The organism is Paenibacillus xylanilyticus (assembly GCF_013359935.1).
Classification (GTDB): domain Bacteria; phylum Bacillota; class Bacilli; order Paenibacillales; family Paenibacillaceae; genus Paenibacillus; species Paenibacillus xylanilyticus.
On the sequence record NZ_JABMCB010000201.1, the window covers coordinates 197,468 to 221,264 of the forward strand.

Sequence of the window (23,797 nt, forward strand, 5' to 3'; positions counted from 1 at the left end):
CTAGTTTGCAATAAAAACGATCAGAAAGATAAGGGGTGTGGAATGGATGCGTCAAAGTGAAATGCTTGTTCCAACATTACGTGAAGCGCCAGCAGAGGCGGATGCAGCCGGGCATCGCTGGTTACTCCGCTCTGGCATGATTCGCCAGCTGGCTGCAGGGATATACAGTTATTTGCCTTTGGGGCGACGTGTGCTGCTCAATGTTGAACGGATCGTCCGCGAGGAGATGGACCGTGCCGGTTGTCAGGAAGTACTGCTTCCTATTATGCAGCCTGCGGAACTATGGGAAGAATCCGGAAGGTACAATCAGTATGGACCGGAACTGATGCGTCTGCAGGATCGGCATGAGCGGGAGTTTGCCCTTGGACCAACTCACGAAGAAGTGGTGACTGCTCTTGCACGCGATGAGGTGAACTCCTATCGGAAGCTGCCGTTCACATTGTATCAGATCGGGACCAAATTCAGGGATGAACGGCGTCCGAGATTTGGCTTGTTACGGGGACGGGAGTTTATCATGAAGGACGCATACTCTTTTGCTTCCGACTGGGAAGAGCTGGACCATACGTATCAGGCGATGAATAAGGCGTATTCACGGATTTTGGAGCGCTGTGGCCTGGAGTATATTCGTGTAGAGGCAGATGCAGGCACAATAGGCGGTCAGGGAGAAACGCATGAGTTCATGGCACTGGCTGATGTGGGAGAGGATACAATTGTATCCTGTAAGGATTGCGGATATGCTGCAAATCTGGAGAAGGCAGGATATCAGACCACTGCAGTTGTAACACAGGATACAGAACAGCAGGTGAGCAAAGACGTTTCCGAGTCCGTGAATGAATCCCAGATCAGTGCCTTGGAACAATCGCCCGTTCCAATTCATACACCTGCCATTCGTTCCATTGCCGAGCTCAGTTCCTTTATGGGCCAGGGACCAGAGCACATGATCAAAACGCTGCTCTATCAAGCAGATGGTCAACTGGTTGCTGCACTTGTTCGCGGAGATCATGAACTCAATGACATTGCACTGAAGCAGGTATTGGGCGTGGAGGAACTCATTCTGGCTGATGAAGAGGCGCTTGCAGGGCGTTCTGATCTGGTGGTAGGTTTCTTGGGTCCGATCGATCTCCATTTGCCGATGGTGGTGGACGCTGATGTGGCTGCAATGGAGAGTGCCATTACGGGGGCAAATGAAGTGGATATGCACTATTCCGATGTACGTCCGGGAATTGATTTTGCCTTGGAGAAAGTGGAACGAATCCGCTTTGCAGCTGAAGGAGATAGCTGTCCGGCATGTGGAGCGAAACTTGTGTTTACCAAAGGCATTGAAGTAGGCCACATCTTCAAACTGGGTACCAAATACAGCGATGCGATGGGGGCTTCCTTTCTGGATCGAAATGGCCGCCAGTGTGCACCAGTGATGGGCTGTTACGGTATTGGGGTCTCCCGTCTGATGGCTGCCATTGCCGAGCAATATGCAGGAGATGACGGAATCAGGTGGCCAGCAGCCGTTGCCCCTTATCAAATTCATCTGATTCCGGTCAGCTGGAAGGATGAACAGCAGCGTCAGCTTGTCCTGGAACTTGAACAACAATTATTGGATGCGGGATACACCGTATTGACTGATGATCGGGATGAACGGCCTGGCGTAAAATTCAAGGATGCGGAATTGATTGGTCTGCCTGTTCAAATTGTGGTGGGTAGGGACGCTGCAGAGCAGCGTGTCGAATTATGCTCTCATGCTCTTGCCGACAAAGGGGAGACAAAACGGATCAGCATGAGTGTAGAAGAGGCACTGAATCATGCAAAGGAAGTGCTCCAGCTCAGATAAAGTCTGATCCGTTGGTGGATCAGAACACTGTACAGTTACATCGTAAAGTGACATATTTATAGGTCCGAATATTATGCGAAAATGCTTATTAGGCGTATTATGCGGAAGAAAGAAGGAAAAGAAGGTCTATAGACATATAAATATGCAGAAGTGTCTGCGTAATATCGTACCAAATAACTAGTCTTTACTAATGGTGTATTCTGTATATTGGCAAATTAAAAAGTAGACATCCCGGGGAATATGTTTAACCATACAAACAAGTGCAGGTATGCAAATCAAAGTTGTCCATTTTGTTTGCTTGGAAGGCGGGAAAATCGCGTGATAGTGGCAATTATGCATATATTTTCTATAGTCCGTGGTTAGGGACTCTGGAAGCGTGTGTACGATGAAGTACGTTTACGGATTTATTTTTACGGCAAAGCCTTTCCCGGTTATATGTGCTGGTTTAACAAGTCAGCAGCATCTCATTGTTGCTTCCAAATACGAAGAAGAAAGGGTGCTCCTTCAGCCATGTTGGCTTGAGGAACACCCTTTTTGTCGTTGCTGTTATGATCCCTCTTGGTCCTGTCGTACCGTGAAGCAGATCACGTTAATATCAGATCTTGCCTTAACTTAAGAAGCAGCAGGCAGTTTCAGTTGTTGACCCGGATAAATCCAGTGAGGATTTTTGATGTTGTTCAATTTTTGCAGTGCTTGCCAGGTTGTGTTGTATTTTTTGGAGATGGAATACAGGGAGTCTCCGGATTTAACAACATATACTTTGGCTGGAGCAGGTTTGTTCGGTGTCGGTTTCGACGGTTTTTCTGGTTTTGGTGTTTCCGGTTTTGGTGTTTCTGGCTTCGGTGCAGTTGGAGCCGGTGTCTCTGCAGTTGGAGCCGGTGTCTCTGCAGCTGGAGCTTCTGGTTCAACTGTAGGTGCTTTCGCTTCCTTGATTCGGCCATCTGTTTTGATATCTACAGCGCCAAGTTTTTGCATGTATTCAATCAGCGCTTCGTCCATTGCACCGTACATGCCGGTAATGGTGTATTTGTTGAACATGGTGTACTCGTCACCACCAACAGCTGTGAAATCGTTGGTAGCCAGTGTATACGTTGCTTCCGGATCAAGAGCTTTGTCGCCAATCATCACGGAATGTACGCGGCTGCCTTTAGCAGCTGAAGAATCAATGCTGAACGTCATGCCGGATACTTGCGGGAAACCACCGCTTGGTTCCGGGTAGGAGGCTGCGCCGTTTTCAAGGGCTGCGAGAACATCGGAGCCTTTTACATCAAGCGTTACAACCTGATTACCAAAAGGAAGTACAGTGATAATGTCGCCTTTGGTTACGGTACCTTCTTCAATGGAAGCACGGATACCGCCGCCGTTTGTGAGCGCGATATCTGCGTTGCTGACATCACGGAGGGCGTCTGCGAGCAGGTCACCCAGGTTCGTCTCACCCGCACGAACTTGTTCGCGTTGACCATCGAGCAGAATGGCAGTATTTGCTACCTCTTCTTCGAGAATTGGTTCCTGTTCTTTCTGAATGGAATTTACGAGTGCTTCTACTTTTTCATTCGGTTTAATATCTTTTGCTTCTGTTTCATCAATGAGCGTAGCTTGTTTCTTCGTTACCTTGCCACCATCTACCCACAGATCGATGACACCTACAAAGTTGGTATACTCTCCTGCACTCGCGATCAATGTCCCGTTATCGGATACGAGACCGTCCTGCAGGATGGTGTGGCTATGTCCGTCGATGAATACATCGATACCCGGAACTTCTTTTACAACTTTGAAGCTAGTGTCTGTACTGGAAGCATCTTGTCCAAGGTGACCGAGTACAATTACAACATCTACTTTGCTGCGAATTTCGTTCACCAGCACTTTGGCTTCCGCAGTCGGGTCAGTAATATCCAGACCTTCAACATTTTTCGGATTCGTTTTGTACATCGTTTCAGGTGTAGTCAGTGCAATGATACCGATTTTGACACCGTCAACTTCTTTAATGAGATAGGGATCGAAGAGACGTGTTCCGTCTTTTTTCTTCACATTGGCACTGAGCATTGGAAAGTTCATCATATCTGCAAGTTCGATGAGGTGTTCGGAGCCGTAGTTGAATTCATGGTTACCCGGAACGATGGCCTGATAGCCCATTTCGTTCATGACTTTGACGATACTCTCGCCGTTCACGAGTGTTGCAAAGGTTGTGCCATGCACCGCATCTCCTGCATCAAGCAAAAGGGTGTTGGGGTTCTCGCTGCGGTATTTGTCCGCAATCCCGGCCACTTTGGCATAGCCCATCGCAGGCGAAGCTTCGACTGCACGTGCATGTGTGTCATTCGTATGTAGAATCGTAATGTGTTTACCTGTGCCCGGAGTCGTGTCCGTTGCAGCAGCCGCAATTCCTACACTGCCAAACAGTAAGCAAACCGTTAGCAGAAGTGAAACGTATGTCTTCCAGAGTTTCATATGAATCGGTAACCTCCCCAAAATATGATCTGCTTGAGCTCGCACAGCTCAAATTGTATTTTAGCAGACTATGTTTCGGAAATCTCGTGATTTACGTAAAAATAGGTAACCTGAAAGTAACATCTAATCTGTCAAATGGGAAATAAAGTTTAAATTCCACAAGAAAGGAACATGTGTTCTTATATAGAGTAAAAAAAATGCTGCGCTTCACGCGGCAGTCCTGTACGCAAACAGAATTTCTCCAGGGATTCATCCGGTTCCGGCTTGACCCCTGAGGTCAGTAATTGAATGGCAAAGCGATTGGCCTGTCTTTCCAGCTTGCCGGGAGCAAAATAGGAGTGCTCTTCCAAAAAGAAACGGTTGATGCCTTTGTGCAATCGGTCGTGTCCAAGTTCATGAGCACATACAAACCGCTGCCATTCCGGCGGCAGTTCACTGTGAATGACAATAAACCTGCGACGGAGCTTGCGGAAATACAGCCCTTTGGTGGACTTGCCCAAATTGGTGAAACGGATCTGTATTCCAACGGCTCTGGCAATGCTGAAGGGGCAGTTTGTCCGATGTTTGCGAATCAGCTTTGTTACAATGTCATCCATATCATCTCACCTGCTGCTTCATTTTGATCAGCTTGCTCTGCCTCATGGGCGTTTGTCCGGTTCATCTGTTTTTTTGCGCTTGTTCATCTGTTTGGCTTCCCAGAACAGACCTGTCAGCACATCCTTGATGCGTTTTTTGTCCTCATCATCCAGTGGAATTCCGTCAAACATCAGGTCATCCTCGTCCTCCAGCATTTTCTTGAAATCGCGGCGGTCCTTATAGGTCGCCCATTCCGGGATATCCTGAGGTTCGTTTACTGCGCTTGCTGCTTCAATGTATCCAGCCTGCTTCATCATGTCGGCATAGGAAACGGAAAGGGCATCTGCCAATTTGCGGATCGTGGCGGGTTTCGGAACACCGCGGACTCCATTTTCAATGCGTGAAATTTGTGAGTTGCTTATTCCTGCTGCTTCGGCGAGCTGATTGATGCTATAGCTCTGCTGTTCCCGCAGTTGTTTCAGATAAGGGCCAAAAGCGTGCTCCACAATTCATGCCAACTCCTTCAATTTGTATAAGTGTATTTCATTAGATACTAAGAAACCCTTGATGCTGCGTTAACGCTCTAATATCTGCTGGTACCCCGTTTCGGATACGGATCGTTCTTCCAATCGCCGTTATCCCCAGATTTCCTTGATCCCTTGTTGAAGGGAGAAATCCGGTGATAAATGCGAACGCTATCGCTTTTTCAGAATCGATTCCGTCTCCTCCACTACTTTAGCACTTATACGAGAATTCGTGTTCGCATTAACATTCAAGTACCTTCTTAATATTAAAAATGGAAATTCGCTTATACGAGGATCTGTGATTATCTGTACTATAACGTATATATACCATTAGGTAAAGGGAATTGAAACATTTATGCCAAAAGGTATAGGAAATGAGAGCGAGGGTTTTATTTTATCGTCAAAATGACCCGAAATGAAGGTTTACTCCAATCTCCAATAAGTGGTATCCTCAAATAGAAATACGAACAAAATACGAACACAACATTAAAATGAAACCATCTGTATGTACTGGAAACCGGAATCTTCATGGTTACTAATCCTGCGGAAGTGATTCCAAAAGGCAACAAAAGAAACCTGGACAATGGCCGTTACTATTTTAGCAAAATGCACAACCCTAATAAAAGAAGAGATGTTTAAGGAAACCAACCCTTAAGGAGGAGAACGAATATGGAATTATTGCTGCCCGAACTGGATCGACGCAAAACACAAACTGCCGTGGAAGCGGCGCTGGAAAAATACCGGATTTACAAGACGATTGCATTTGAAGAACGCGAGGTGATGGTCACGGCGAGTTATACGGAGCGTTTCCATGGTCCCACCAACGTCACTGGGGATTCAACGGCCAGAACGGCGATCTACAATGTCGATGTACAGCGTGCACGTCAGGCGTATTGCGATACGATTGATTTTATCGTGTCTCGTCTCAGTGAGAAGGAACGGGTGCTGGTTTGTGAACGGTACCTGAAAGATGATGATGTGTTTGATTACAAAGTGTACAACCATGTATTTGATCCGCCTGTGAGCAAGGATACGTATACCAAAATCAGAACCCGTGCTTTCTATAAAATGGCGCTTGCCTTATCCGACCGGGGATTGATCAATGTGGAGCCATTGTCTGTATCCCGAAAGAGCCGTCAGAAACTTGGCTAAGACGAGCGCAAGTTCATCCTTTAAACTCCCCTGATGATTGTATACAATAATTGAACAACAACAAGCGCAATCGAAGGAGTGGAATCTGCATGTCGCAAGAAGCCGGAATGCAGGAAATGTACACGCTGAAGACCATTGCGGAGACGCTGAATACGTCCAATGACCTGAGTCCGATGCTGGATACAGTGGTAGGCAAGCTGCTTGAGCTGACCGGATTAACGACAGGTTGGGTGTTTCTGATTGGTGAGCGTGGAGACTATTCCTGCGTTTCTGACCATAACCTGCCGCCAGCCCTGCTGCATAAAGAGAAGGAGCCCATGCGCTGTGGTACTTGCTGGTGCGTAAACCGTTTCTGGGATGGAAGACTCGATAATGCTGTCAATATCATAAATTGCAAACGGATTGAGGATGCGACAGAGCATCAGTGGGGAGATACCCATGATATCACCCATCATGCAACGGTTCCGCTGCGTTCAGGCGATAAAATGATGGGACTGTTGAATGTTGCGTCACCGGGGAAAGAGCATTTCAGCGACAGCGAGCTGGCGCTGCTGCAGGCTGTAGCCTATCAGATCGGCAGTGCCATGGAACGGATGCGATTGTACAGTGCGGAGCAGAGACGAGCTGATCTGTATGCCAGGCTGGGAGAATTCAGCAGATCGCTGGGCCTGAAAATGAACGAGTGCAGCAATGCTGACGACATGGCCAGAACAGTTGTAAAACTGCTTGTGCAGCACTACGATTGGCCTTTTGTCGCACTGTTAGCTCAAAAGAATGGAACTTTATCCGTACAGGCTGCGCATGCCAATGGCTTGGAGGAGACGAAAACATTCTGCGAGATTCCTCCAGAGGTGGGACGCCGGCTGCATCGTGTGATTGATTCTCATCGCGCTGCACAATTATCATCAGCGGAGATTGGGGAGTTGGCTGCGCTTTGCGATACATCGCTCCCCGTATCCGCGATGTCTTCGGGCCTCGCCGCTGCCATTCCATTAAGTCCTCCTGGGGAAACGGCTGTGCTGGTTGTGGGGCTCGGCTCAGCGAGTGATCTGCTTCAGGCAGATCGGGAGGTCATGGATGCACTGGCAGAACATATTACAGCTTCCTGGGAAAGTCTGAGACTGGTGGATAAACGCCGGGAGTTAACCCGTCTGGAGGAACGAAACCGGCTCGCTCGGGATCTGCATGATTCCGTAAACCAAATGTTGTTCTCTCTTTCATTGACCGCCAAGGGAGCGGAGCGCATGTTATCCGGTTCAGCGGAGCTGCATCCGGCAGCTGAAGCCATGAGAGATATCCGCTCGTTATCCCAGGAGGCGTTGAAGGAAATGCGCGCCTTAATCATGCAGCTTCGCCCGGCGGGACTGGAATCCGGTCTGCTGAGTGCACTGCAAGAATATGGTACAGGGCAGGGTTTGCAGGTCATTGTAAACCGAACGGGTATGCGTACCTTGCCTCGCAGTATTGAAGAGGGACTCTGGCGAATTGGACAGGAAGCCCTGAATAATGTACGCAAACATGCGGGAGTAACCGCGGCAGATATTACCCTCCAGTTAACCGATACTGAAGCGGTACTGGTGGTTGCGGACCGTGGGAAAGGTGGAGCCAAAAGGCGGCAAGCCATGCCTGCCAGCTCGCTGGGTCTGTCGATTATGAGAGAGCGTGCCCAATCGCTGGGAGGCAGGCTCGAACTCGCAAGTTCATCCCGTAAGGGAACATCGGTAACGGTAGTAATTCCACTCCCGTCCGAATTGGGTTAAAGTCAGGGGGAAAAGACATGCCGATTACGATTTTACTGGCGGATGATCATGCCATGGTGAGACGCGGACTGCACGTATTTTTGTCCACGCAGACGGATATGAAAGTGGTGGGCGAAGCCTCCAACGGGCAGGAGACGCTTGATCAGGCGGAAAAGCTGCAGCCTGATGTGGTGCTGATGGATCTGCATATGCCTGTGCTGGATGGGATTGAGACTGCCAGGCGCCTGCGCACGCTTTTGCCTGGAATCCGTATTATTGTACTAACGTCGTTTGCCGATCAGGATCATGTTATTCCTGCCGTACGGGCTGGGGTAAAAGGGTATCTGATGAAGGATATTGAACCGGAGGATCTTGCCGTTGCTATAAGGAATGTGTATGCAGGGCAGGCTGAACTTCATCCTGTCGCAGCCGGACAGTTGATGCATGTGATGGCATCATCTGACGTGTCGCTGCAAGAACAGCAAAGTGTAAGTGCGGATCCATCAGCAACCGGGCAAATTCAGGAACAGCAGAAGCTTAAGCAGCCTCTGCAAATGAACGGAACATCGCCAGGACCGGATATGCTGACGCGCCGTGAACAAGAGGTATTGGGCCTTATTGCACGGGGGTTGAGCAACAAAGAAATTGCGGTGCAGCTCGTAATTACGGAGAAAACCGTAAAGACACATGTCAGTCATTTACTCGACAAATTGGGGCTGGCCGATCGAACTCAAGCAGCCATTCATGCCGTGAAAAACGGCTGGGTCTGACCCATTTGGGCTCTATTCTCAGCCTAAAGTCGTAGAAACTCAACCGAAAGGTTGAGTTTTTTTGTGCTGCAAGTTAAGTCTATCTGCTGAGGAATTGGAAGATAAAGCAAGGTAAGATAAGAACAGAAGAAATGAAGGTTGATGATGGAAGATCTCACAAAAACAAGTAGGAGTGTGGCATAGATGAAGATTATCATATTGGCAGGCAGCAACCGCAAGAATGCAACCAGTACACGTTTAGGAGAATATGCGGTGGAGGTCATCCGCAGTCAGGGACATGAAGCCAGCCTGTTTGATCTGTACCAAACACCGGTTCCATTCTACGCACCGGATGAAAAGCAGGCGGATGATGACAATCTGGCAGAGCTGAACTCGCGCATGCTCGAGGCGGATGCCATTATTTTATCCACACCAGAGTATCACGGCAGCATCAGTGGGGTACTCAAAAATGCGCTGGATCACCTGAGCCAGGCTCACTTTAGCGGCAAACCGGTGTTGTCCATCAGCTCTGCGGGGGGAGCGGTAGGTGTGAGTTCCCTTTTGCAGCTGCAAGCCATCGTTCGCAATCTGCATGGTATTAATGCACAGGAGTGGATATCCATTGGTGGTGCACAGCGCAGACGTTTCGAGGCTACCTTTGACGGATACGAGGAGTATGAAGGCAGCCAGGACATTGAGGATCGAATTCAGCGGGTAATCGGTTCATTCCTGAATCTGGCTCAGACATTAACAACTGCGCGGAACTCATCCGGAAGCTGAGAATTGTTGATTTTCACCTTAAAAGCTAAAGAGATAGTAACAGAAATAGAGAGAAAAGAGGTCATCCACTTGATAAAAGGCATATTTGAAACGCATTTGAACGTGACGGATTTGGAGAAATCACATCATTTCTATGAACAGATTGTTGGATTGCCGCATGCCTATGGGCAGAAGGAACGCGGGAGCTCATTTTACTGGATTGGTGGAAAAGGTAATGCCATGCTGGGATTATGGCAAAAGGACCCCGCGCAGGTGCAGCGGCAGCATTTTGCTTTTCACGTATCACTGGAGGACATGAAGCACGCTGTCACGTATCTGGAGGATAAAGGGATCGAGACACACAACTTCCTTAATGATGATATTGGGGAGCTGTACGTATTTGGCTGGATGCCGGCTGTGTCGGTTTATTTTACCGATCCGGATGGTCATTCCCTCGAATTCATATCCATGCTTCCGGATGAAGCGAAGCCGGAGCTGGGTATGGTGCCATGGAGTCAATGGGAGAAGATGCACGGACGGGCGTGATTGAGCAGGAGGTAGTCAGATGATATTTGAAGAAGTGAAGCTGTATACCGCTCGTTTGGCAGAGACCAAACATTTCTATAAAGAAACGCTCGGACTGAACGTGGTTACTGAATCCGATTCTTCATTCACCCTGCAGATCGGTTGGACGAACATGATATTTGTTCACAGCGAAATGGAACAAGAGCCCTTTTACCACGTTGCCTGGATGATCCCGACGAACCGTTTTCAGGAGGCCAAGGCCTGGGCAGCGGCACGTGTAGAGCTCAGCACGCAGGAGGGGGAGGACGAGACCTATTCTGAGAACTGGAATTCCCATTCCCTCTATTTCGAAGATCCGGCTGGCAACATTCTGGAACTGATTGCTCATCACAGTGCGCATAATGAGAGTGACCGTCCTTTCACGACGGAAGATGTTTTGCACGTTTGTGAGGTGGGGCTTGTATCAGAAGATGTATTGTCCACGGTAGGAGAATTGGAGCAAATGGGACTGAAGCGGTGGGGAGCGATCAGCAATACCTTTGCCCCGGTAGGGGACGTAAACGGTTTGTTTATCGTGGTGAAGAGGGAAAGGATTTGGTTCTTTTCGGAACAAAAGGCGCAGATCTTTCCGCTGGAAGTTGTCATTCAAGGTGTCGGCAGGCTGCAGATTGGGTAAATGATTGAATCTGGAAGCGAAACGGGCATATATGCACGATTTGATTCATTTTATAGAAGTAAACACAATGTAAACATGATGTGATGAAGTTCATTTTCGGTGAAGGAGTGATGACGTTATGGATCGACGTTTGTTGGAGGAGGGCCTGATGGTCATCGTTTCGAGTCGGGAGCGTACAGGTGATCTGTGGCATGCCCATTACGGAGCAGGAGCGATAGCAGCCTATTTCTGGGTTCGGGAAAATCGTCTGTCTGCCCTTGCGGCGGGCAGCGTTACCGCAGAAGCGAAAGCGATGCTTCGCAAACACGGAAGTGATCAGCGGCAAAATTCCTCAAGTGGTGAAATGCTCGAAAGGGAAGAAGCTGAGGCGCGGATCACGGAAGCGCTGGATCGTACGATCGGCGAACTTCACTGGGTTGGACACCAGGCGATCTATGGCGCACTCACCTTGAAATCTATCCGTGAACTGGATGGATGGGGAACGGAGCAGGATATCGAACGGATGGTTGAACTGATCGATTCGTTTGAGAAAACCATACCGGGAAGATCGTGGCTAAACACAACGGTTAAGGAAATCCGCAATCTGCAGATTGATGAGACAGACGAATTTCCTGATATCGAAGGACCAGAGCAGCTGTCCCGGTTGATTCTGGATGAGCTGGGAGCCTTCCCTGCCATCTATCAGGCAGAAGCTCATCATGATCTGATCGGCCATATGCTGACCTATGGACATGCGCTCAACATCTTGCATGAGCTGGGCTATCCGGCACTGTTTCACAAAGGAATTCCACCGTTCCTGACAATGGTAAAAGCCCTGCGCTTGAGCCGGGAAGCAGTCGGTGAGAACGGACAGTGGACACTGCAATCTCCGGTAGATGTGCTGCCATTGGTTCCTGCCGAACGCTCGGTGGCTCTGCCGCATGAACTGGAATACTGGCATACTGACCGTCGCTCCCGCGATTGGAACGAGGGCCATGTATTCAAATTTCCGTTCAGCTTCTATCATCATGCGAGAAATGGGAACTCGTTCCCGGAGAGCTGGGAAAATTTCCGATATATTATTGCATAGGGATATAACTTTAAGGTGCTCACTTATGGCAATGAAGGATGCCTAGTAAGCAATGGCAAACATATAATTAATAAAGAGTTACTGCCTGAACTGGCCAGTGCTCTTTATTTGTTTTTAATGGGACCAGAGCTCAAGGATGAATAGGATCAGAATCACTCTGGACACGAGTAGGAATGGTTGTTTAATGGAAGGTTTGTGAGCAGCCCAGACTCCCCAGGAACTCATAAGCGCAATACTTTCCCAGAACACCAATAATGGAACGCCTTCGGGTGACAATGGAAAGGATAGCTCTGGAAGCCCGGAGTTTCGGGATCCCATAAGAACAGTGGTCATATATACGGGTATGAGGGAGAGGACCATATAGAGCAGCGTTTGCAGCCAGAAGAAATAGATCTTTAAAACGCGCAGCAGAATGACAGCGAGCAGGAAAAACAGTACAACGACTGAGGCGAATGTTGCAGCAGTCCATCCAAGGAGTACTTCTGTCACAACGTCCGTTTCTTTATAGAGGATGTACATCGTCACGGCATACATGACAGGTCCTGACAAATAACTGGGTATGGCTATCCACAAATAAAACCAATCCGATTTTTTCATGAGATCCATCCTTTATAAGGGTCTAATGTATATGTATTAGAACGTAATATATGAGGAGAACGTTTGATGACTACATAGCGAACACATGGAACCGACTTTTAACCTCCCGGAAGGCGGCGACAATCAGGCGTAAACCGTACGGATTACCGTCAGCACAAGCGAAAAAAGGGTGTAAGATTGTATTATCGGATTAGCAGCAAGGAACACATGCCGATAGCACATACGCTAATGTACAGCCGGCCTGGTGGCCGGTTTTTTGATGCGGTGATGGTGTGCCTGCTCTAATCGGGTATTTATGTAAGACGAATTTAATAAACAGGAGGTTACGTGATATGAAAACCGTTTTGTATGTTCCACTGGATGATCGGCCAGCTAACTTGGATGACGTCATTGTTCAAGGGAGGGCAGCAGGCATCCATATCGTTACGCCGAACCTGGGTGATATTCAAAACCGTCTTGATTCGGAAAAAACGACAGAAGGCACAACGCTGCTCGGCACGTCTGCACCTACGTATGGCATTCCGACCAACATTTATGCGTTTATTCTGAAGCATGCTGCCCAAGTCGATGGATTCATTATTTCATCCGATATGCTGGCCTATGGGGGCCTGATTGGCAGTCGTCAGCTTCGGGAGGACGGAGGAGGCACCTATCCGGAATATGACGAAGAAACGACTCGGTTGCTAAATGTGATCCAAGTGATCAAAGAAAAATATCCGCGTAAACCGGTGTATGTCATGGATACGGTTATGCGGTTAGCGACCACTTCATTTGCAGACGGTCTTGCTTTGGATGCTTACAACGAGTCCCGTGCACTCATGCAGCAGCCGCGTCAAACGTATACCGAATTTGAAGACATTATAAACGGCTACAACCTGTCTCCGGATGGAGTGGAGTATGGCGAAACGACTTATTTCAATAAAGAGCAATATTACAATACCAGACAGCATAAATTCAAAACGAACCTGTACATTCTGGATCAGCTCGCCCGCAAAGGGTACATTGATTTCCTCGCTGTAGGTGTCGACGATGCCAATACACAGGGGGTTCAGATTAATGAAATTAATTATGTAGAGGCACGGATTAACGAATGGTTGGGGGGAAATGAAGGACAAAATCCGGAGCGGGCCATCATCCTACCGGATGCGGATGGTCTCGGTCATGCGCTGGTCGCGCGGATGGCGAATCAGCTGCTGCGAGGAGGTACGAAAACACGTTACGCTGTGAATTATTACGGGCCGCACGGTTCAACGATTATAAATACCTACGAATATATGAATGTGCATGAGAATGTCTCTCGTCACATTGATATTGTAGGTGGAGTGCTGGTGGCGGATGCAGCTTATCCGGTAGATGATGAGGAAACTACTTCGTTTGACATCTCTTCGGAACTGGATCGCATGACAAGCCGACCTCCAGGGAAGCCGGATAAACAGCATGGTGTGGATATCGAGATTATTGCGATTACGGCACTGGATCAAGTCCAAGCGGCAGTTGAACGGCTCACAAGTATTAGCGAGCAAGGATTGCCAGCGGTACTGATTGATTTTGTCGGAAAAGGACCTGCCAATGTGGATGTCGCGGAAGCACTGCTAAACAGTCCCTATACCGGCCGGGTTCTGGGGTACAGCGCATGGAATACACCAGGGAACAAAATTGGCCTTGCCGTGGGCATGGGACAATCCAGATATGCTTTTGTCACAACGGAAACGCGGGCATCCGCTCTTCGCGATGCTGTGAATGCACATGGATCCTTGCTGTTTAAACGTTTCCTGAAAGATTACTATTATAAAGCTGTAGCGATTGCAGATATCCGTACGTACTCCAGGGCTCATGCACTCTATACCAATGTGGCTACTCTGGCCGATCAGAATATGGTGCTGTTCAATTCCGAGGAAGATTATGCTCACCTGCAAACCTTGCTTCGGGATCTGATGCAGACCTACACTGCGGGGCTGGCCAACAAAACAGCCTTTGCTCCGGGTAATGTGGCCATCAAACAAATCCACGCTTGCGATGTGTCGTATGCGAAATACTGCAATGCAGCACTCGCATATGCAAATCCGGATTTCATCTGGGGACGTGCGTTTGAGATTACCTTGAATCCGCAGGTTACCCTGAAATAATGTGAACCTATAAACTTTACACTAGACTACTACGATTGCAGAACCATCTTACGATCACTGTTATACCCGGCTTTTTGTGATTCCCTTCTCTAAAGGGAAAAATCCGGTGATAAACGCGACCGCTCTGCTTCTCCAGATTGATTCTGCACTCTTCGTTCTCGTGTAAATGTTTCAGTTCATCTTATATTGTGAGAAACGTGGACTCGTCTTTTTTCCACCCAAGACACGCCTTAAACCACACGGAAGTCATACGATTCACCATCCGCGCTAGGGAGAAAAGGGTGTAAGATTGTATTATCGGATCAATTGCAAACGGACACACACCGAAAGCACATACGCTAATGTATAGACCGGCCAAGGGGCCGGTCTTTTTGATGCGGTGAATCGTGTCCGGCATTGATTTCGATATTCACTCAGTCCATAAAGGGGGAGTCCTTTGCTGCCGTATTGAAAGTTAAATTCAAGATGTACACCGTTACGGAGATAGCAGAAAAAACCTAAAGAAGCGAAGCTAAAAGCTTTTTGAAAAAAAAGCTACTTCGGAAGCATATGCTTCGCCTTTATCACCGGATTTCACCTTTGTAAAAGGGAACCAAAGAAATCTGGGGATAAGAGCGATCGGAAGGTGGTTCTGCTAGCGGAGTTTAAGAGTGTAGTATTCTTTTATTTAACTTATTGGCTGCATCATGCGAGCAGATGACAAACTTGCAGCTGAAGGGGGCGAAATGAATGTGTCTATGAAAAGTGAGACGAGCTTAACAGCTACAGGGACAAGTCAAATGAGTGTGGCTGTGAGACAGACACTGAAGCAAAAGCTTGCGGCACTTGTTCCGGCATGGAATGGCCGGGTGCTGGATGTACTTTCACAGGGAGAGGTGCTGACTGGACCTTGCGCTGTGATTGCTTTTGCCGAAGAAGTGCTAAAGTCTGCCTGGGCGGGATATCGACGTATTATTAAGATTTCCCCATATGTACGCCCGGAAGATGGAGGAGCAGAACAGCTTGAAAAGTGGTCCGCAGAGCTGGTGAAGGGACTGCATCAGGTGCGGCTGGAGGATGAGGAGGGTGCAGCTTTTACCTGCATCTATTTTGGCTCTTCCGACTGTGACAGGGTGGACGCCGGATCGGGCATGATGACGCGAAGTCTGCGGTTCGGGGTGTATGTTCCTGAATCTATTGAGGACAATGCTTCTCTAACTACTCAGGATCCTTGGATGGCTGCGCTCCAAAACTGGACACGGACAGAGCTTGGCTCCGAATGGTCTGTGTATGGCGATGTTTGGCCGGGAGGTTACGAGAAGCAGTCTGTGTTGTGGCGATTGACGGGATACAGTTCAGCTGCGACGGGTACTTCGGCCCTGGAGATCCGAAAGCAGTGGACTGGACACGTCGTTACTGCGGATGCGGGGGCGACCCGGCATGCGGTCACACGCCTGGTTGAACAACTGGCTGTTCAGAGCCGTATTGCTTTGGCGAATACAGACGACACAAGGTACCTGACTGTGGACGAAGTTTCAGCTGATTTGCAGGCAGATGCCTACCTGAATGGGCAGATCCGTCTGACGCTGCAGCAGCGTATTCGTCGTCCGGGAACGGAAGTGCCACTTATTCGCGAGATTCATCACAGCAAGGGAATCGAGTAGTCATTATGGCAAGAAATCGTGAGTAGGTTGGATGGGAATTTGTAATCTAAAGATGAGGTGAGATGGCGATGGCAAGCTCCGTTAAAAAAGGCAAACCGGCTGACCCGCAATATACGCGGGCGGAACTGATGAATCATGCGGAAGCCCTCTTTGCCGTTAAGGCAGAGGTGCTGCATGGTGCGCTGTACGAAGCAGCGCAGCAGACGTTTTCCATTGAAGAAACACAAGCAAGAATCAACCAATTTATGAAAGCGAAGGTGAAGGGATAATGGCAGGCGGAACATGGGAGCAAACGAATCGTCCGGTCCTTCCGGGCTTATATATGAATTTTCAGGCGGCAGCATCTTCAGCCATTCAGGCAGGCAATCGGGGAACCGTTGTTGTTCCGATCAAGGCAAACTGGGGTCCGGTGGGCACATTTGTGGAAATCGGTAGTGAAGCGGCTATTGAACGCATTTTCTCGGCGCATGCGCTGGATAATGGTACAGCCTATACGTCCTTGAAGCTAGCCCTGCTGGGCGGCCCGAAGAAGCTGCTCGCCTATCGGATAGCGGGAGCCACGGCAAAAGCAGCCAGTCTTACGTTGAAGGACAGCAGCGACACGGACGTACTGCAGCTGGATGCCAAGTATCCGGGGGATCGTGCGAACGGATTCTATGTCACGATTCAGCCGGGAGTAATTGATAACACCAAGCATGAAGTGCGCCTGTTTGAAGGGAACCGGATGCTGTACGCACTCCTGACTGCGGATATTTCGGCAGCTTCTTTGGCCAAACAGATGAATGAGGATGAGTCCAATGAGTGGGTGAATGCTCAGGCGATTGGCGATGGTACGGGTGTGGTTGCGACCGTTTCAGGTGCGGCATTCAAAGGCGGTGTGAGTGGCAACGATGATCTGACGAACGCGGAATATATTGCAGTACAAGGCGCGCTGGAAGGCGAGCAATTCGATGTATTGGCACTGGATCAGGCGGCGGATGCGCCTTTGCTGGCAAGCTTTGCGGCTTGGGTGAAACGTGTACGCAGCGAAGGCAAACCGGTGATGGCTGTATTTGGCCGGGACTACCGCAGACGATACGTCTGCAGCAGCTGCACAGAAGGCTGCCGCACGTTCACTCACGTTGAATCACGAAGGCGTGATTAATGTCGGTACTGGTGTGCGTCTTGGCGATACTTACTACAGTTCAGCGGAGACATCTGCATATGTCGCCGGTCTGATCGCCGGACAACGTCTGAACGAATCGACAACGTATGCAGCGACTCCATTCGATGACGTGACGCGCCGCTGGACTCGTGCCGAACAGGAGCAGGCTGTGCAGAATGGTGTGTTTATTTTCTTCCATGATGGACGTCAGGTGAAGGCACTTCGCGGTGTGAACACGCTCGTGACCCCTGCTGCAGGACAAAACAACGCATGGAAAAAAATCCGTTCCATTCGTGTCATGGATGCGATTAACACGGATTTGCAGCGCTCTGCAGAAGATGCGTATATCGGTAAGGTGAATAACACTGAAGAAGGCCGCCAGGCACTGATTGGTGCGATGAAGGCCTATCTTGCGCTGCTCGCACAGAGCAATGTGATTGAGGCTGAGGGGTATGACGTCATTCTCGACCCAGCCTATTATGGCGCAGCACCGATCCTGAAACCGGAGGCAGATCAGGTATTCCTGCAGTGGAATGTGAAGCTAACCGATGTGATGGAGCAGTTGTTTGGTACATTTTACGTGCAATAAGTCGAGTGGAGGGAAAGGTCCGGGGTTAAGCGTAACCGAAAGATTGTTCTTACCACGGAGTTAATCTGTGTAACCATGAATTAGATCAAATTATATACATTTCAAAAGATCCCAAGGAGGAATTAACCATGTTGGATGCATCAAGAGTTATTCTCGGTACCCATGGTCAGCTGCATATCGATGGCGTGTGGCAGACGAACATTAACAAGTTGGAGGCCAGTGTGGAAATTGAAAAACGTGAGCTGAACCTGGTCGGAAACGATTGGAAAGTTCACAAAAATGGTGCGAAAAAGGGAACAGGCACGATGACAGGTTACAAAGTTACTTCCGACATGATTCAGCGCGGTTTCACCAAGTTCCAAATCATCTCGAAGCTGGACGATCCAGAGTCGTATGGACATGAAAGTGTCCTGCTTAAGGGCTGCATGGTGGACAAAATCCAGCTCGCAAACTGGACAGCGGGTGAGGAAGTGCCGGAGGAAACAGGCTTTACGTTTGAAGGGTTTGAACTGTTGAATCCGATTGTAGCGAATTAAGATCAAGGATGGCCTTATAAGGATGACCTTGTAATGGAATTTGTCTGATCAAGCATATGAGCAGGTTGATATAACAAGATAGGGACACACATGGAGGCTGAGAGCATCTCGGTCTATTTGTTGCCCTAATTGTTGAAATGAGTTATCCAATTGTGAGATGAGAAGGAGATTGCGCCCTATGAGTATGAATGAAAACATGTCCGAAGAACAGATTTTGGACCAGCTGTTTGAAGCAGCAGAACGTTTGCCGGAGGAGAATGTGCGCATTCAGCGTCTGGATCTGCTGCTGACCCTGCGTGGACTGACGTCCTCCAAAGTGGATCAGATCCGTGAGCGCTGCACGATTCGCAAAACGACGAAAGGCCGCACCGAGGAAAAGGTGGATACCGAAACGTTTAACGCACTGCTGATTTCCGAAGCAACGGTAAAAATGAATGTCCGCGGCCTAGAACTGTCTGGTTGGGGAGATACCCGTATCACCGGCCGCATGAAGCTGTCTGGTGGGGAACAGGCAGTTCGCCGCATGCTGCTCGCGGGTGAACTGGATGCCGTAGGAGACAAGGTACTGGAGTTATCCGGCTTCGGTGTGGAGATTGAAGACCTAAAAAACTGATTCACTCCGGCGGGATGACCACGTTCCTGTATCACATGTGGGTTCGTCACCATCTTCGTCCCGGAGAGTTTTGGTCTTTGCCGCGAGGCGAGCGCTCGCTGTTGATTGCGTTCTCGGAAGAGGAAATGGCGGCGATCACCTCACAATTGAATCGATAATTAGCTTAGACAGGGGGTGAATGAAGTGGCAGAAATGATTGTGGGTTTATCCAAATCCAATGCGGAAATGCGGACCACGATCCGTTACCTGGATCAGATCCAGCGTTCCACGGAACGTCTGGGGAGAGTTCGTTATCAAAGTCTAATCAAGGTGAACAATGAATTGAGAACGACCGGGCGCAGGTTGGAAAGCATCTATAGTACGGCTGTTCGATTGAGCAGGCTGCGAATCACGCCGAAGATTGGACTGGATGATCAATTGAGCCCGGCACTGGACCGTGCATTAGCGAAACTGAATAGTTTCCGTAACCAGATGGTGAAGGCTTCGGGAACGGTTTCGGTAGAGGTGAAGCAGAAGGTTGAAATGGCTATGGGGAAGTTGAGTCCGGCGAGCGGTCCTTCGTTGTCTCTAAACATTGGGAGCAACAATAATACGGTAACTAATGCTGCAAAGGAAGAGCCTCTGCCCAAATGGCGTGAGTTTGCTCAAATGTTTAATGATATTGTTGATCCGCTTAATAATGCAACAGACTTGCTTGGTAAGTTCGGAAATGGTGTTAAGGTCATCTACGATAAATTTAAAGGGAAACCAAGCACAAGCAGTATTTCCCAATGTTGCTGCTGCTCTGGCGGAAGCCTCGTGGGGAGGCTTTCAAAAGGCGGAGCTAAAGGTGGCAAAACCAAAAGTGCAGGTGGTGGCAGTGCTAAAACTGTAGCCGCAACAGAGAGCGGGAAAAAAGGCCCTTACAAGAGCGGCTCCAAGTCCTACCAAGAACGTGCGACGGGAACTGTAAAAACGCCTGCTTCCGATCCGGCGAAAAAAATTATTACTAACATCTCTGGTGCAGAAGAGAAGAAGCTGAAAGTGGACTTTGATCAAAAACTAAATTCTAACCGAATCGGCTTCAGTGCAAATGTGCCCTCAGGATCGCCAATGTCCAATATGTCTTCTGGCAATGGTATGTTCAGCAAACTGAGCGGGGGACTCGCGAAGGGAGCGGGTAAACTTCTTGGACCAATTAGCATGCTTGCCGATGTAGCGAATGTTGTCACTGCTCCTCCTGAGGAACGGGGCAGAGCAGTCGGATCCATGATCGGTGGAACTGCTGGTACCGCGATTGGTAGCGCCATTGGCAGTTTTATTTTACCTGGGATCGGCACGTATATTGGCGGTGCATTAGGTGGATGGGCCGGAAGTTCGGCAGGAGGCTGGATCGGGGACAAAGCGAAAGATATTGGGAACTTTATGTCCAACGCTACGGAAGGTGCAGGCAAAGCGTTGTCGACTGCAGCGGATTTTGTTTCTGAAAAAACGAAGAATATTGCAAGTGGCATCTCCAATTTCTTCGGCTTTGGTTCTAAAAAAGAAGAAAAAACCGTCTCAGCATCAACAACAGTCGCTAACCCAACTCCAGTACCTACTGGTCCGTCGATGCCACCAGCCTATATTCCATCTGCGCTCACAACAACTGGGCCTATGGCTTATGCGAACAGCAATGGCGGTCAATCTACGACAGCTGCTCTCATGGGAACAAGTGTGATGCAGTCCCAAGCGATGGCGCTCGGTAACGGCGCTCAGACGAATGGGAAATCATCTACGATGACAGTACAAATTTCAGAAGACCAGATGAGCAGTCTGGCCGGTTACCTCAAGGATTTTAAAACCGAAACGACCAACCAGATCGCCGTCAACGTGCCTCAAGGGGCTGTGCAGGTGACTGTCCGTGAAAATGCCATCGACTACGATGCGATCACACATCAAGTTGGACAGCGAATTTCGGGAGAGTTCCGCCGAGCGATGGAAAATCGTAAAACCATTATGGCCTAAGCAGAAAGGAGGGCTGTTATGAGTGTACTTAAAGACAACGTGGAAGGAATTCAAATGGAATTCACCCTGAAGGACGGAACGACATCGTTCAAATTCCCGGTGAAGCCGGAGGAGCTGACAATTTCAAGGTCCAAAGGATTTGAAACGATCAATATGCTAGAGTATGGCGAGTTTGATTTTGCACAGGGAGAGAAGGTGAAGGAGATCACTTTCTCTTCTTTTTTTCCGAAAGAATATGATGCGTCCTATTGCATGTACGAGCCTGTACCTGATCCGCGGGTGGCGATGAATATCCTGAATACGTTTCTCGTATCCAAAAAACCACTTCGTTTCATCATTTCCAACACAGGGGTGAACGTGCCGGTGTATCTGATCTCGCACAATACGACCTTTCGGGGCGGTGAGAGTGGGGACATTTATTTTGACATTACGCTGCGCACCTGGCGGGATTCCAAAGTGGAGAAGATCGGCGCGGCAACATCAGGAAGCAAGTCGGGTTCTCGTACCGATCTGAAAAAGAGCAGCAAGACCTACACCGTCAAATCTGGCGATTCTCTGTCCAAAATTGCAAAGCTTGAGCTGGGCAGCAGTTCCAAATGGAACGAGATCTACAAGCTCAATGTGAAAACCATCGGCAGTGATCCGAACCGGATTAAGCCCGGACAAAAGCTGGTGATGCCATGACCTACAAGGTTATTGTGGACGACAAGTATGACCTTACCAAGCTGGTGGAGACGATTACGCTAAAGGATTCACTCGATCAGATTGCCTATCAGGCCAGCATTCGGCTGGCGGTGTCTGCATCTTCCGGTTTGCCTGCGATAACACCAGGGATGGCGGTGCGGATCAGCGGGGTTCCTTTTGGCGAAAAAACCATGGTTCATCTGCTGCATCCTGCGGTCATCTGGGAGGTGGAGAGCTCGAATAGCGGCACCAAACGGTTGTCTCTCACGGTGTACGACCGGATGATCTATCTGGAAAAATCGGAAGACGAGTTTCTCCTGCCCAAAGACCAAACGGCCACGCAGCGGCTCAAAACGTACGCCAAGGAGTGGAAGATTCCATATGGAACCTTGCCAGACACCAAAACGAAGCTGGGCAAAGCGGTGTACCGGTCGCAGACCATCTTTTCGATGATGTTTGCCGATCTGAAGGAAACCGCGAAGTCTGGCGGAGACATGTATCATCCCCGGATGACGCCGGGAGGGCTGCAGCTCTTCAAGATAGGCAGTAATGCGAAGGTGTACGAGCTGGATCGGCTGATCGATCTGACCCAGATGCGTACGCTGGAAGGCGCGGTCACCAAAGTAAAAGTCATGGCTGCGTCAGAATCCAGTAGCGGCAAGGAAGTTCCATCGAAAGTGCTGGCGATTGAGCAGGAGGGCGTGGAGGAACTGGGAACATTGCAGAAGCTGATCGAGGACGATCAGGTGAAAACGGCGACAGCGGCCAAGAAGCTGGCGAAGAGCCGTCTGACAGGCATTCAGGAGACCTTTACCGTTTCGGCACCGGATGTGAATACGATTCGTGCTGGAGATGCGGTACTGCTCAAAGGCCTGAAGCTGATCGTCATGTCCGTCAGCCGAGACCTATCGGCCGGGCCTGGTACGATGACGCTGGAGCTGGGCACGGCGGAGCTGGTGAAAAGGAGGTATTACCTTGAATAAGGAAGATCCGTATGGGCATTTTGCCGAGGTCATGCGGGGTGCGATGAGTACGCATACCCGTCAGGCCGTAAGCGGCATGGGAGCGGTGCTGGGTACAATGACATCGTCCGGCGTGAAGCTGGATGATTTTAAGCACGAAGTGAAGGATTATCTCGTGGCCGAGCTGCCGGGCACGCTTGGATTGCCGGAGCGCGAGGCTGCTGGCGCGATCTCCGGAATATCTGACGTGGCGAATGGCGGAACGACTGGCACGGGAAGGTTTCTTTTGCAAGAAGGGGAAGTGGAAGAAGCGGTGTGGTCTCTGGGGAAAGGCCTGAAGGCTGGGGACCGTGTGCTGGCGATGCGGGTGAATGGCGGTAACGACATTGTGGTGCTGTGTAAGGTGGTGAGTGCGAATGCCTAGTTTGTTCCCGGAAACGGGTGTGGTCTGGGGAGATGAAGAGGACCTGTCGGGTGCGACTTCGGAAGAGGTACGCTTTGGACGGAGCTGGCGATTCGATTACGATGCGGGGGATTTTGTGGTGACCCCAAGTGGCAAAGTGGCTGCGGCAGGTCCGCAGGAAGCCTGGGTGCAGTGGTGCATCAAGGCGGTGAAAACGCCGCGGTACAGACATGTGATTTACTCCCGGAACTATGGCTCGGAGCTGGAAGAGTTGGTGGGTCAAGGGGACAGCCGGGGTGTGATGGAAAGTGAGATTACCCGAATGGTGACGGAGACGCTGCTGGCTGATCCACGCACGGATTCGGTAGACCAGTTCACGTTCGATTGGAATCGGGAGCAGTGCATGTTCTCGTGCTGGGTGGCGAGTGTGCAGGAAGAGATGTTTATTCTGGAAAGTGAGGTGATCTGACGG

22 protein-coding genes and 1 pseudogene are annotated in these 23,797 nt (G+C 49.5%); 19 read left to right on the forward strand and 4 right to left on the reverse strand.

The annotated features are described in order from the left end of the window. The first annotated feature begins 46 nt into the window (after positions 1 to 46). On the forward strand, positions 47 to 1,825 hold the full coding sequence (locus HP552_RS25145) for a proline--tRNA ligase (RefSeq protein WP_175398127.1): 1,779 nt from the start codon (positions 47 to 49) through the stop codon (positions 1,823 to 1,825). 612 nt (positions 1,826 to 2,437) lie between these two features. Here HP552_RS25145 and HP552_RS25150 read toward each other — a convergent pair. The 3 genes from HP552_RS25150 to HP552_RS25160 all read right to left on the reverse strand — a co-directional run bounded on the left by HP552_RS25150 (position 2,438) and on the right by HP552_RS25160 (position 5,358). Then, entirely contained in the window at positions 2,438 to 4,273 is a 1,836-nt protein-coding gene (locus HP552_RS25150) for a 5'-nucleotidase C-terminal domain-containing protein (protein WP_175398128.1), read from the reverse strand. A gap of 179 nt (positions 4,274 to 4,452) precedes the next feature. Continuing rightward, positions 4,453 to 4,869 (reverse strand): ImmA/IrrE family metallo-endopeptidase, encoded by a 417-nt coding sequence (locus tag HP552_RS25155; RefSeq protein ID WP_175398129.1) that lies wholly within the window; start codon positions 4,867 to 4,869, stop codon positions 4,453 to 4,455. Positions 4,870 to 4,911: 42 nt separating this feature from the next. Beyond that, complete coding sequence (locus HP552_RS25160; protein ID WP_175398413.1) at positions 4,912 to 5,358, reverse strand: helix-turn-helix domain-containing protein; 447 nt, start codon at positions 5,356 to 5,358, stop codon at positions 4,912 to 4,914. A gap of 684 nt (positions 5,359 to 6,042) precedes the next feature. On the opposite strand from HP552_RS25160, the gene HP552_RS25165 reads away from it, so the two are divergent. The 7 genes from HP552_RS25165 to HP552_RS25195 all read left to right on the forward strand — a co-directional run bounded on the left by HP552_RS25165 (position 6,043) and on the right by HP552_RS25195 (position 12,042). After that, positions 6,043 to 6,525 (forward strand): ArpU family phage packaging/lysis transcriptional regulator, encoded by a 483-nt coding sequence (locus HP552_RS25165; protein ID WP_175398130.1) that lies wholly within the window; start codon positions 6,043 to 6,045, stop codon positions 6,523 to 6,525. An 89-nt stretch (positions 6,526 to 6,614) separates the two neighbouring features. Continuing rightward, positions 6,615 to 8,285, forward strand: coding sequence for a GAF domain-containing sensor histidine kinase (locus HP552_RS25170; protein ID WP_175398131.1), 1,671 nt, complete (start codon positions 6,615 to 6,617; stop codon positions 8,283 to 8,285). A gap of 17 nt (positions 8,286 to 8,302) precedes the next feature. Then, positions 8,303 to 9,034, forward strand: a complete 732-nt coding sequence (locus HP552_RS25175) for a response regulator (RefSeq protein ID WP_217506554.1) — start codon at positions 8,303 to 8,305, stop codon at positions 9,032 to 9,034. 183 nt (positions 9,035 to 9,217) lie between these two features. Continuing rightward, the gene (locus HP552_RS25180; protein WP_175398132.1) at positions 9,218 to 9,793 is read left to right on the forward strand and encodes an NADPH-dependent FMN reductase; all 576 of its coding nucleotides are present in this window, start codon (positions 9,218 to 9,220) and stop codon (positions 9,791 to 9,793) included. Positions 9,794 to 9,862: 69 nt separating this feature from the next. Further along, a complete protein-coding gene (locus HP552_RS25185) occupies positions 9,863 to 10,318 on the forward strand; it encodes a VOC family protein (protein WP_175398133.1) in 456 nt (151 codons plus the stop codon). Positions 10,319 to 10,337: 19 nt separating this feature from the next. Continuing rightward, complete coding sequence (locus HP552_RS25190; protein WP_175398134.1) at positions 10,338 to 10,973, forward strand: VOC family protein; 636 nt, start codon at positions 10,338 to 10,340, stop codon at positions 10,971 to 10,973. A gap of 118 nt (positions 10,974 to 11,091) precedes the next feature. Then, the gene (locus HP552_RS25195) at positions 11,092 to 12,042 is read left to right on the forward strand and encodes a hypothetical protein (protein ID WP_175398135.1); all 951 of its coding nucleotides are present in this window, start codon (positions 11,092 to 11,094) and stop codon (positions 12,040 to 12,042) included. 114 nt (positions 12,043 to 12,156) lie between these two features. On the opposite strand, the gene HP552_RS25200 is transcribed toward HP552_RS25195, so the two are convergent. Further along, on the reverse strand, positions 12,157 to 12,639 hold the full coding sequence (locus tag HP552_RS25200; RefSeq protein WP_175398136.1) for a hypothetical protein: 483 nt from the start codon (positions 12,637 to 12,639) through the stop codon (positions 12,157 to 12,159). 332 nt (positions 12,640 to 12,971) lie between these two features. On the opposite strand from HP552_RS25200, the gene HP552_RS25205 reads away from it, so the two are divergent. The 11 genes and pseudogenes from HP552_RS25205 (at position 12,972) to HP552_RS25255 (ending at position 23,794) form a co-directional block, all read left to right on the forward strand. Next, complete coding sequence (locus tag HP552_RS25205; RefSeq protein ID WP_175398137.1) at positions 12,972 to 14,765, forward strand: DUF4127 family protein; 1,794 nt, start codon at positions 12,972 to 12,974, stop codon at positions 14,763 to 14,765. Positions 14,766 to 15,496: 731 nt separating this feature from the next. Next, positions 15,497 to 16,408 (forward strand): hypothetical protein, encoded by a 912-nt coding sequence (locus HP552_RS25210; protein WP_175398138.1) that lies wholly within the window; start codon positions 15,497 to 15,499, stop codon positions 16,406 to 16,408. A gap of 68 nt (positions 16,409 to 16,476) precedes the next feature. After that, positions 16,477 to 16,677, forward strand: a complete 201-nt coding sequence (locus HP552_RS25215) for a YqzN/YkzM domain-containing protein (protein WP_175398139.1) — start codon at positions 16,477 to 16,479, stop codon at positions 16,675 to 16,677. Further along, a pseudogene (locus HP552_RS25220) lies at positions 16,677 to 18,141 on the forward strand (phage tail sheath family protein). The gene HP552_RS25215 and the pseudogene HP552_RS25220 overlap by 1 nt, the downstream one beginning before the upstream one ends. A gap of 128 nt (positions 18,142 to 18,269) precedes the next feature. Beyond that, positions 18,270 to 18,677: a phage tail tube protein gene (locus HP552_RS25225; protein ID WP_110897169.1), complete on the forward strand. Its 408-nt coding sequence runs from the start codon at positions 18,270 to 18,272 to the stop codon at positions 18,675 to 18,677. Between the two features lie 178 nt (positions 18,678 to 18,855). Further along, positions 18,856 to 19,290, forward strand: a complete 435-nt coding sequence (locus HP552_RS25230; RefSeq protein ID WP_175398140.1) for a phage tail assembly chaperone — start codon at positions 18,856 to 18,858, stop codon at positions 19,288 to 19,290. A gap of 183 nt (positions 19,291 to 19,473) precedes the next feature. Continuing rightward, positions 19,474 to 21,276, forward strand: coding sequence for a hypothetical protein (locus HP552_RS25235; RefSeq protein ID WP_175398141.1), 1,803 nt, complete (start codon positions 19,474 to 19,476; stop codon positions 21,274 to 21,276). Positions 21,277 to 21,330: 54 nt separating this feature from the next. Beyond that, the gene (locus tag HP552_RS25240; RefSeq protein WP_175398415.1) at positions 21,331 to 21,960 is read left to right on the forward strand and encodes a LysM peptidoglycan-binding domain-containing protein; all 630 of its coding nucleotides are present in this window, start codon (positions 21,331 to 21,333) and stop codon (positions 21,958 to 21,960) included. Then, positions 21,957 to 22,943: an XkdQ/YqbQ family protein gene (locus tag HP552_RS25245; RefSeq protein ID WP_175398142.1), complete on the forward strand. Its 987-nt coding sequence runs from the start codon at positions 21,957 to 21,959 to the stop codon at positions 22,941 to 22,943. The genes HP552_RS25240 and HP552_RS25245 overlap by 4 nt, the downstream gene beginning before the upstream one ends. Then, positions 22,936 to 23,346: a hypothetical protein gene (locus HP552_RS25250; protein WP_175398143.1), complete on the forward strand. Its 411-nt coding sequence runs from the start codon at positions 22,936 to 22,938 to the stop codon at positions 23,344 to 23,346. Before HP552_RS25245 ends, HP552_RS25250 begins: the two co-directional genes overlap by 8 nt. Next, complete coding sequence (locus tag HP552_RS25255) at positions 23,339 to 23,794, forward strand: DUF2634 domain-containing protein (RefSeq protein WP_175398144.1); 456 nt, start codon at positions 23,339 to 23,341, stop codon at positions 23,792 to 23,794. Before HP552_RS25250 ends, HP552_RS25255 begins: the two co-directional genes overlap by 8 nt. The last annotated feature ends 3 nt before the right edge of the window (positions 23,795 to 23,797 follow it).

Coding starts and splice junctions, on each gene's coding strand:
- HP552_RS25145 (WP_175398127.1), top strand. CDS start 47: ATGCGTCAAAGTGAAATGCTTGTTCCAACATTACGTGAAGCGCCAGCA.
- HP552_RS25150 (WP_175398128.1), bottom strand. CDS start 4,273: ATGAAACTCTGGAAGACATACGTTTCACTTCTGCTAACGGTTTGCTTA.
- HP552_RS25155 (WP_175398129.1), bottom strand. CDS start 4,869: ATGGATGACATTGTAACAAAGCTGATTCGCAAACATCGGACAAACTGC.
- HP552_RS25165 (WP_175398130.1), top strand. CDS start 6,043: ATGGAATTATTGCTGCCCGAACTGGATCGACGCAAAACACAAACTGCC.
- HP552_RS25170 (WP_175398131.1), top strand. CDS start 6,615: ATGTCGCAAGAAGCCGGAATGCAGGAAATGTACACGCTGAAGACCATT.
- HP552_RS25175 (WP_217506554.1), top strand. CDS start 8,303: ATGCCGATTACGATTTTACTGGCGGATGATCATGCCATGGTGAGACGC.
- HP552_RS25180 (WP_175398132.1), top strand. CDS start 9,218: ATGAAGATTATCATATTGGCAGGCAGCAACCGCAAGAATGCAACCAGT.
- HP552_RS25190 (WP_175398134.1), top strand. CDS start 10,338: ATGATATTTGAAGAAGTGAAGCTGTATACCGCTCGTTTGGCAGAGACC.
- HP552_RS25195 (WP_175398135.1), top strand. CDS start 11,092: ATGGATCGACGTTTGTTGGAGGAGGGCCTGATGGTCATCGTTTCGAGT.
- HP552_RS25200 (WP_175398136.1), bottom strand. CDS start 12,639: ATGAAAAAATCGGATTGGTTTTATTTGTGGATAGCCATACCCAGTTAT.
- HP552_RS25205 (WP_175398137.1), top strand. CDS start 12,972: ATGAAAACCGTTTTGTATGTTCCACTGGATGATCGGCCAGCTAACTTG.
- HP552_RS25215 (WP_175398139.1), top strand. CDS start 16,477: ATGGCAAGCTCCGTTAAAAAAGGCAAACCGGCTGACCCGCAATATACG.
- HP552_RS25225 (WP_110897169.1), top strand. CDS start 18,270: ATGTTGGATGCATCAAGAGTTATTCTCGGTACCCATGGTCAGCTGCAT.
- HP552_RS25230 (WP_175398140.1), top strand. CDS start 18,856: ATGAGTATGAATGAAAACATGTCCGAAGAACAGATTTTGGACCAGCTG.
- HP552_RS25240 (WP_175398415.1), top strand. CDS start 21,331: ATGGAATTCACCCTGAAGGACGGAACGACATCGTTCAAATTCCCGGTG.
- HP552_RS25245 (WP_175398142.1), top strand. CDS start 21,957: ATGACCTACAAGGTTATTGTGGACGACAAGTATGACCTTACCAAGCTG.
- HP552_RS25255 (WP_175398144.1), top strand. CDS start 23,339: ATGCCTAGTTTGTTCCCGGAAACGGGTGTGGTCTGGGGAGATGAAGAG.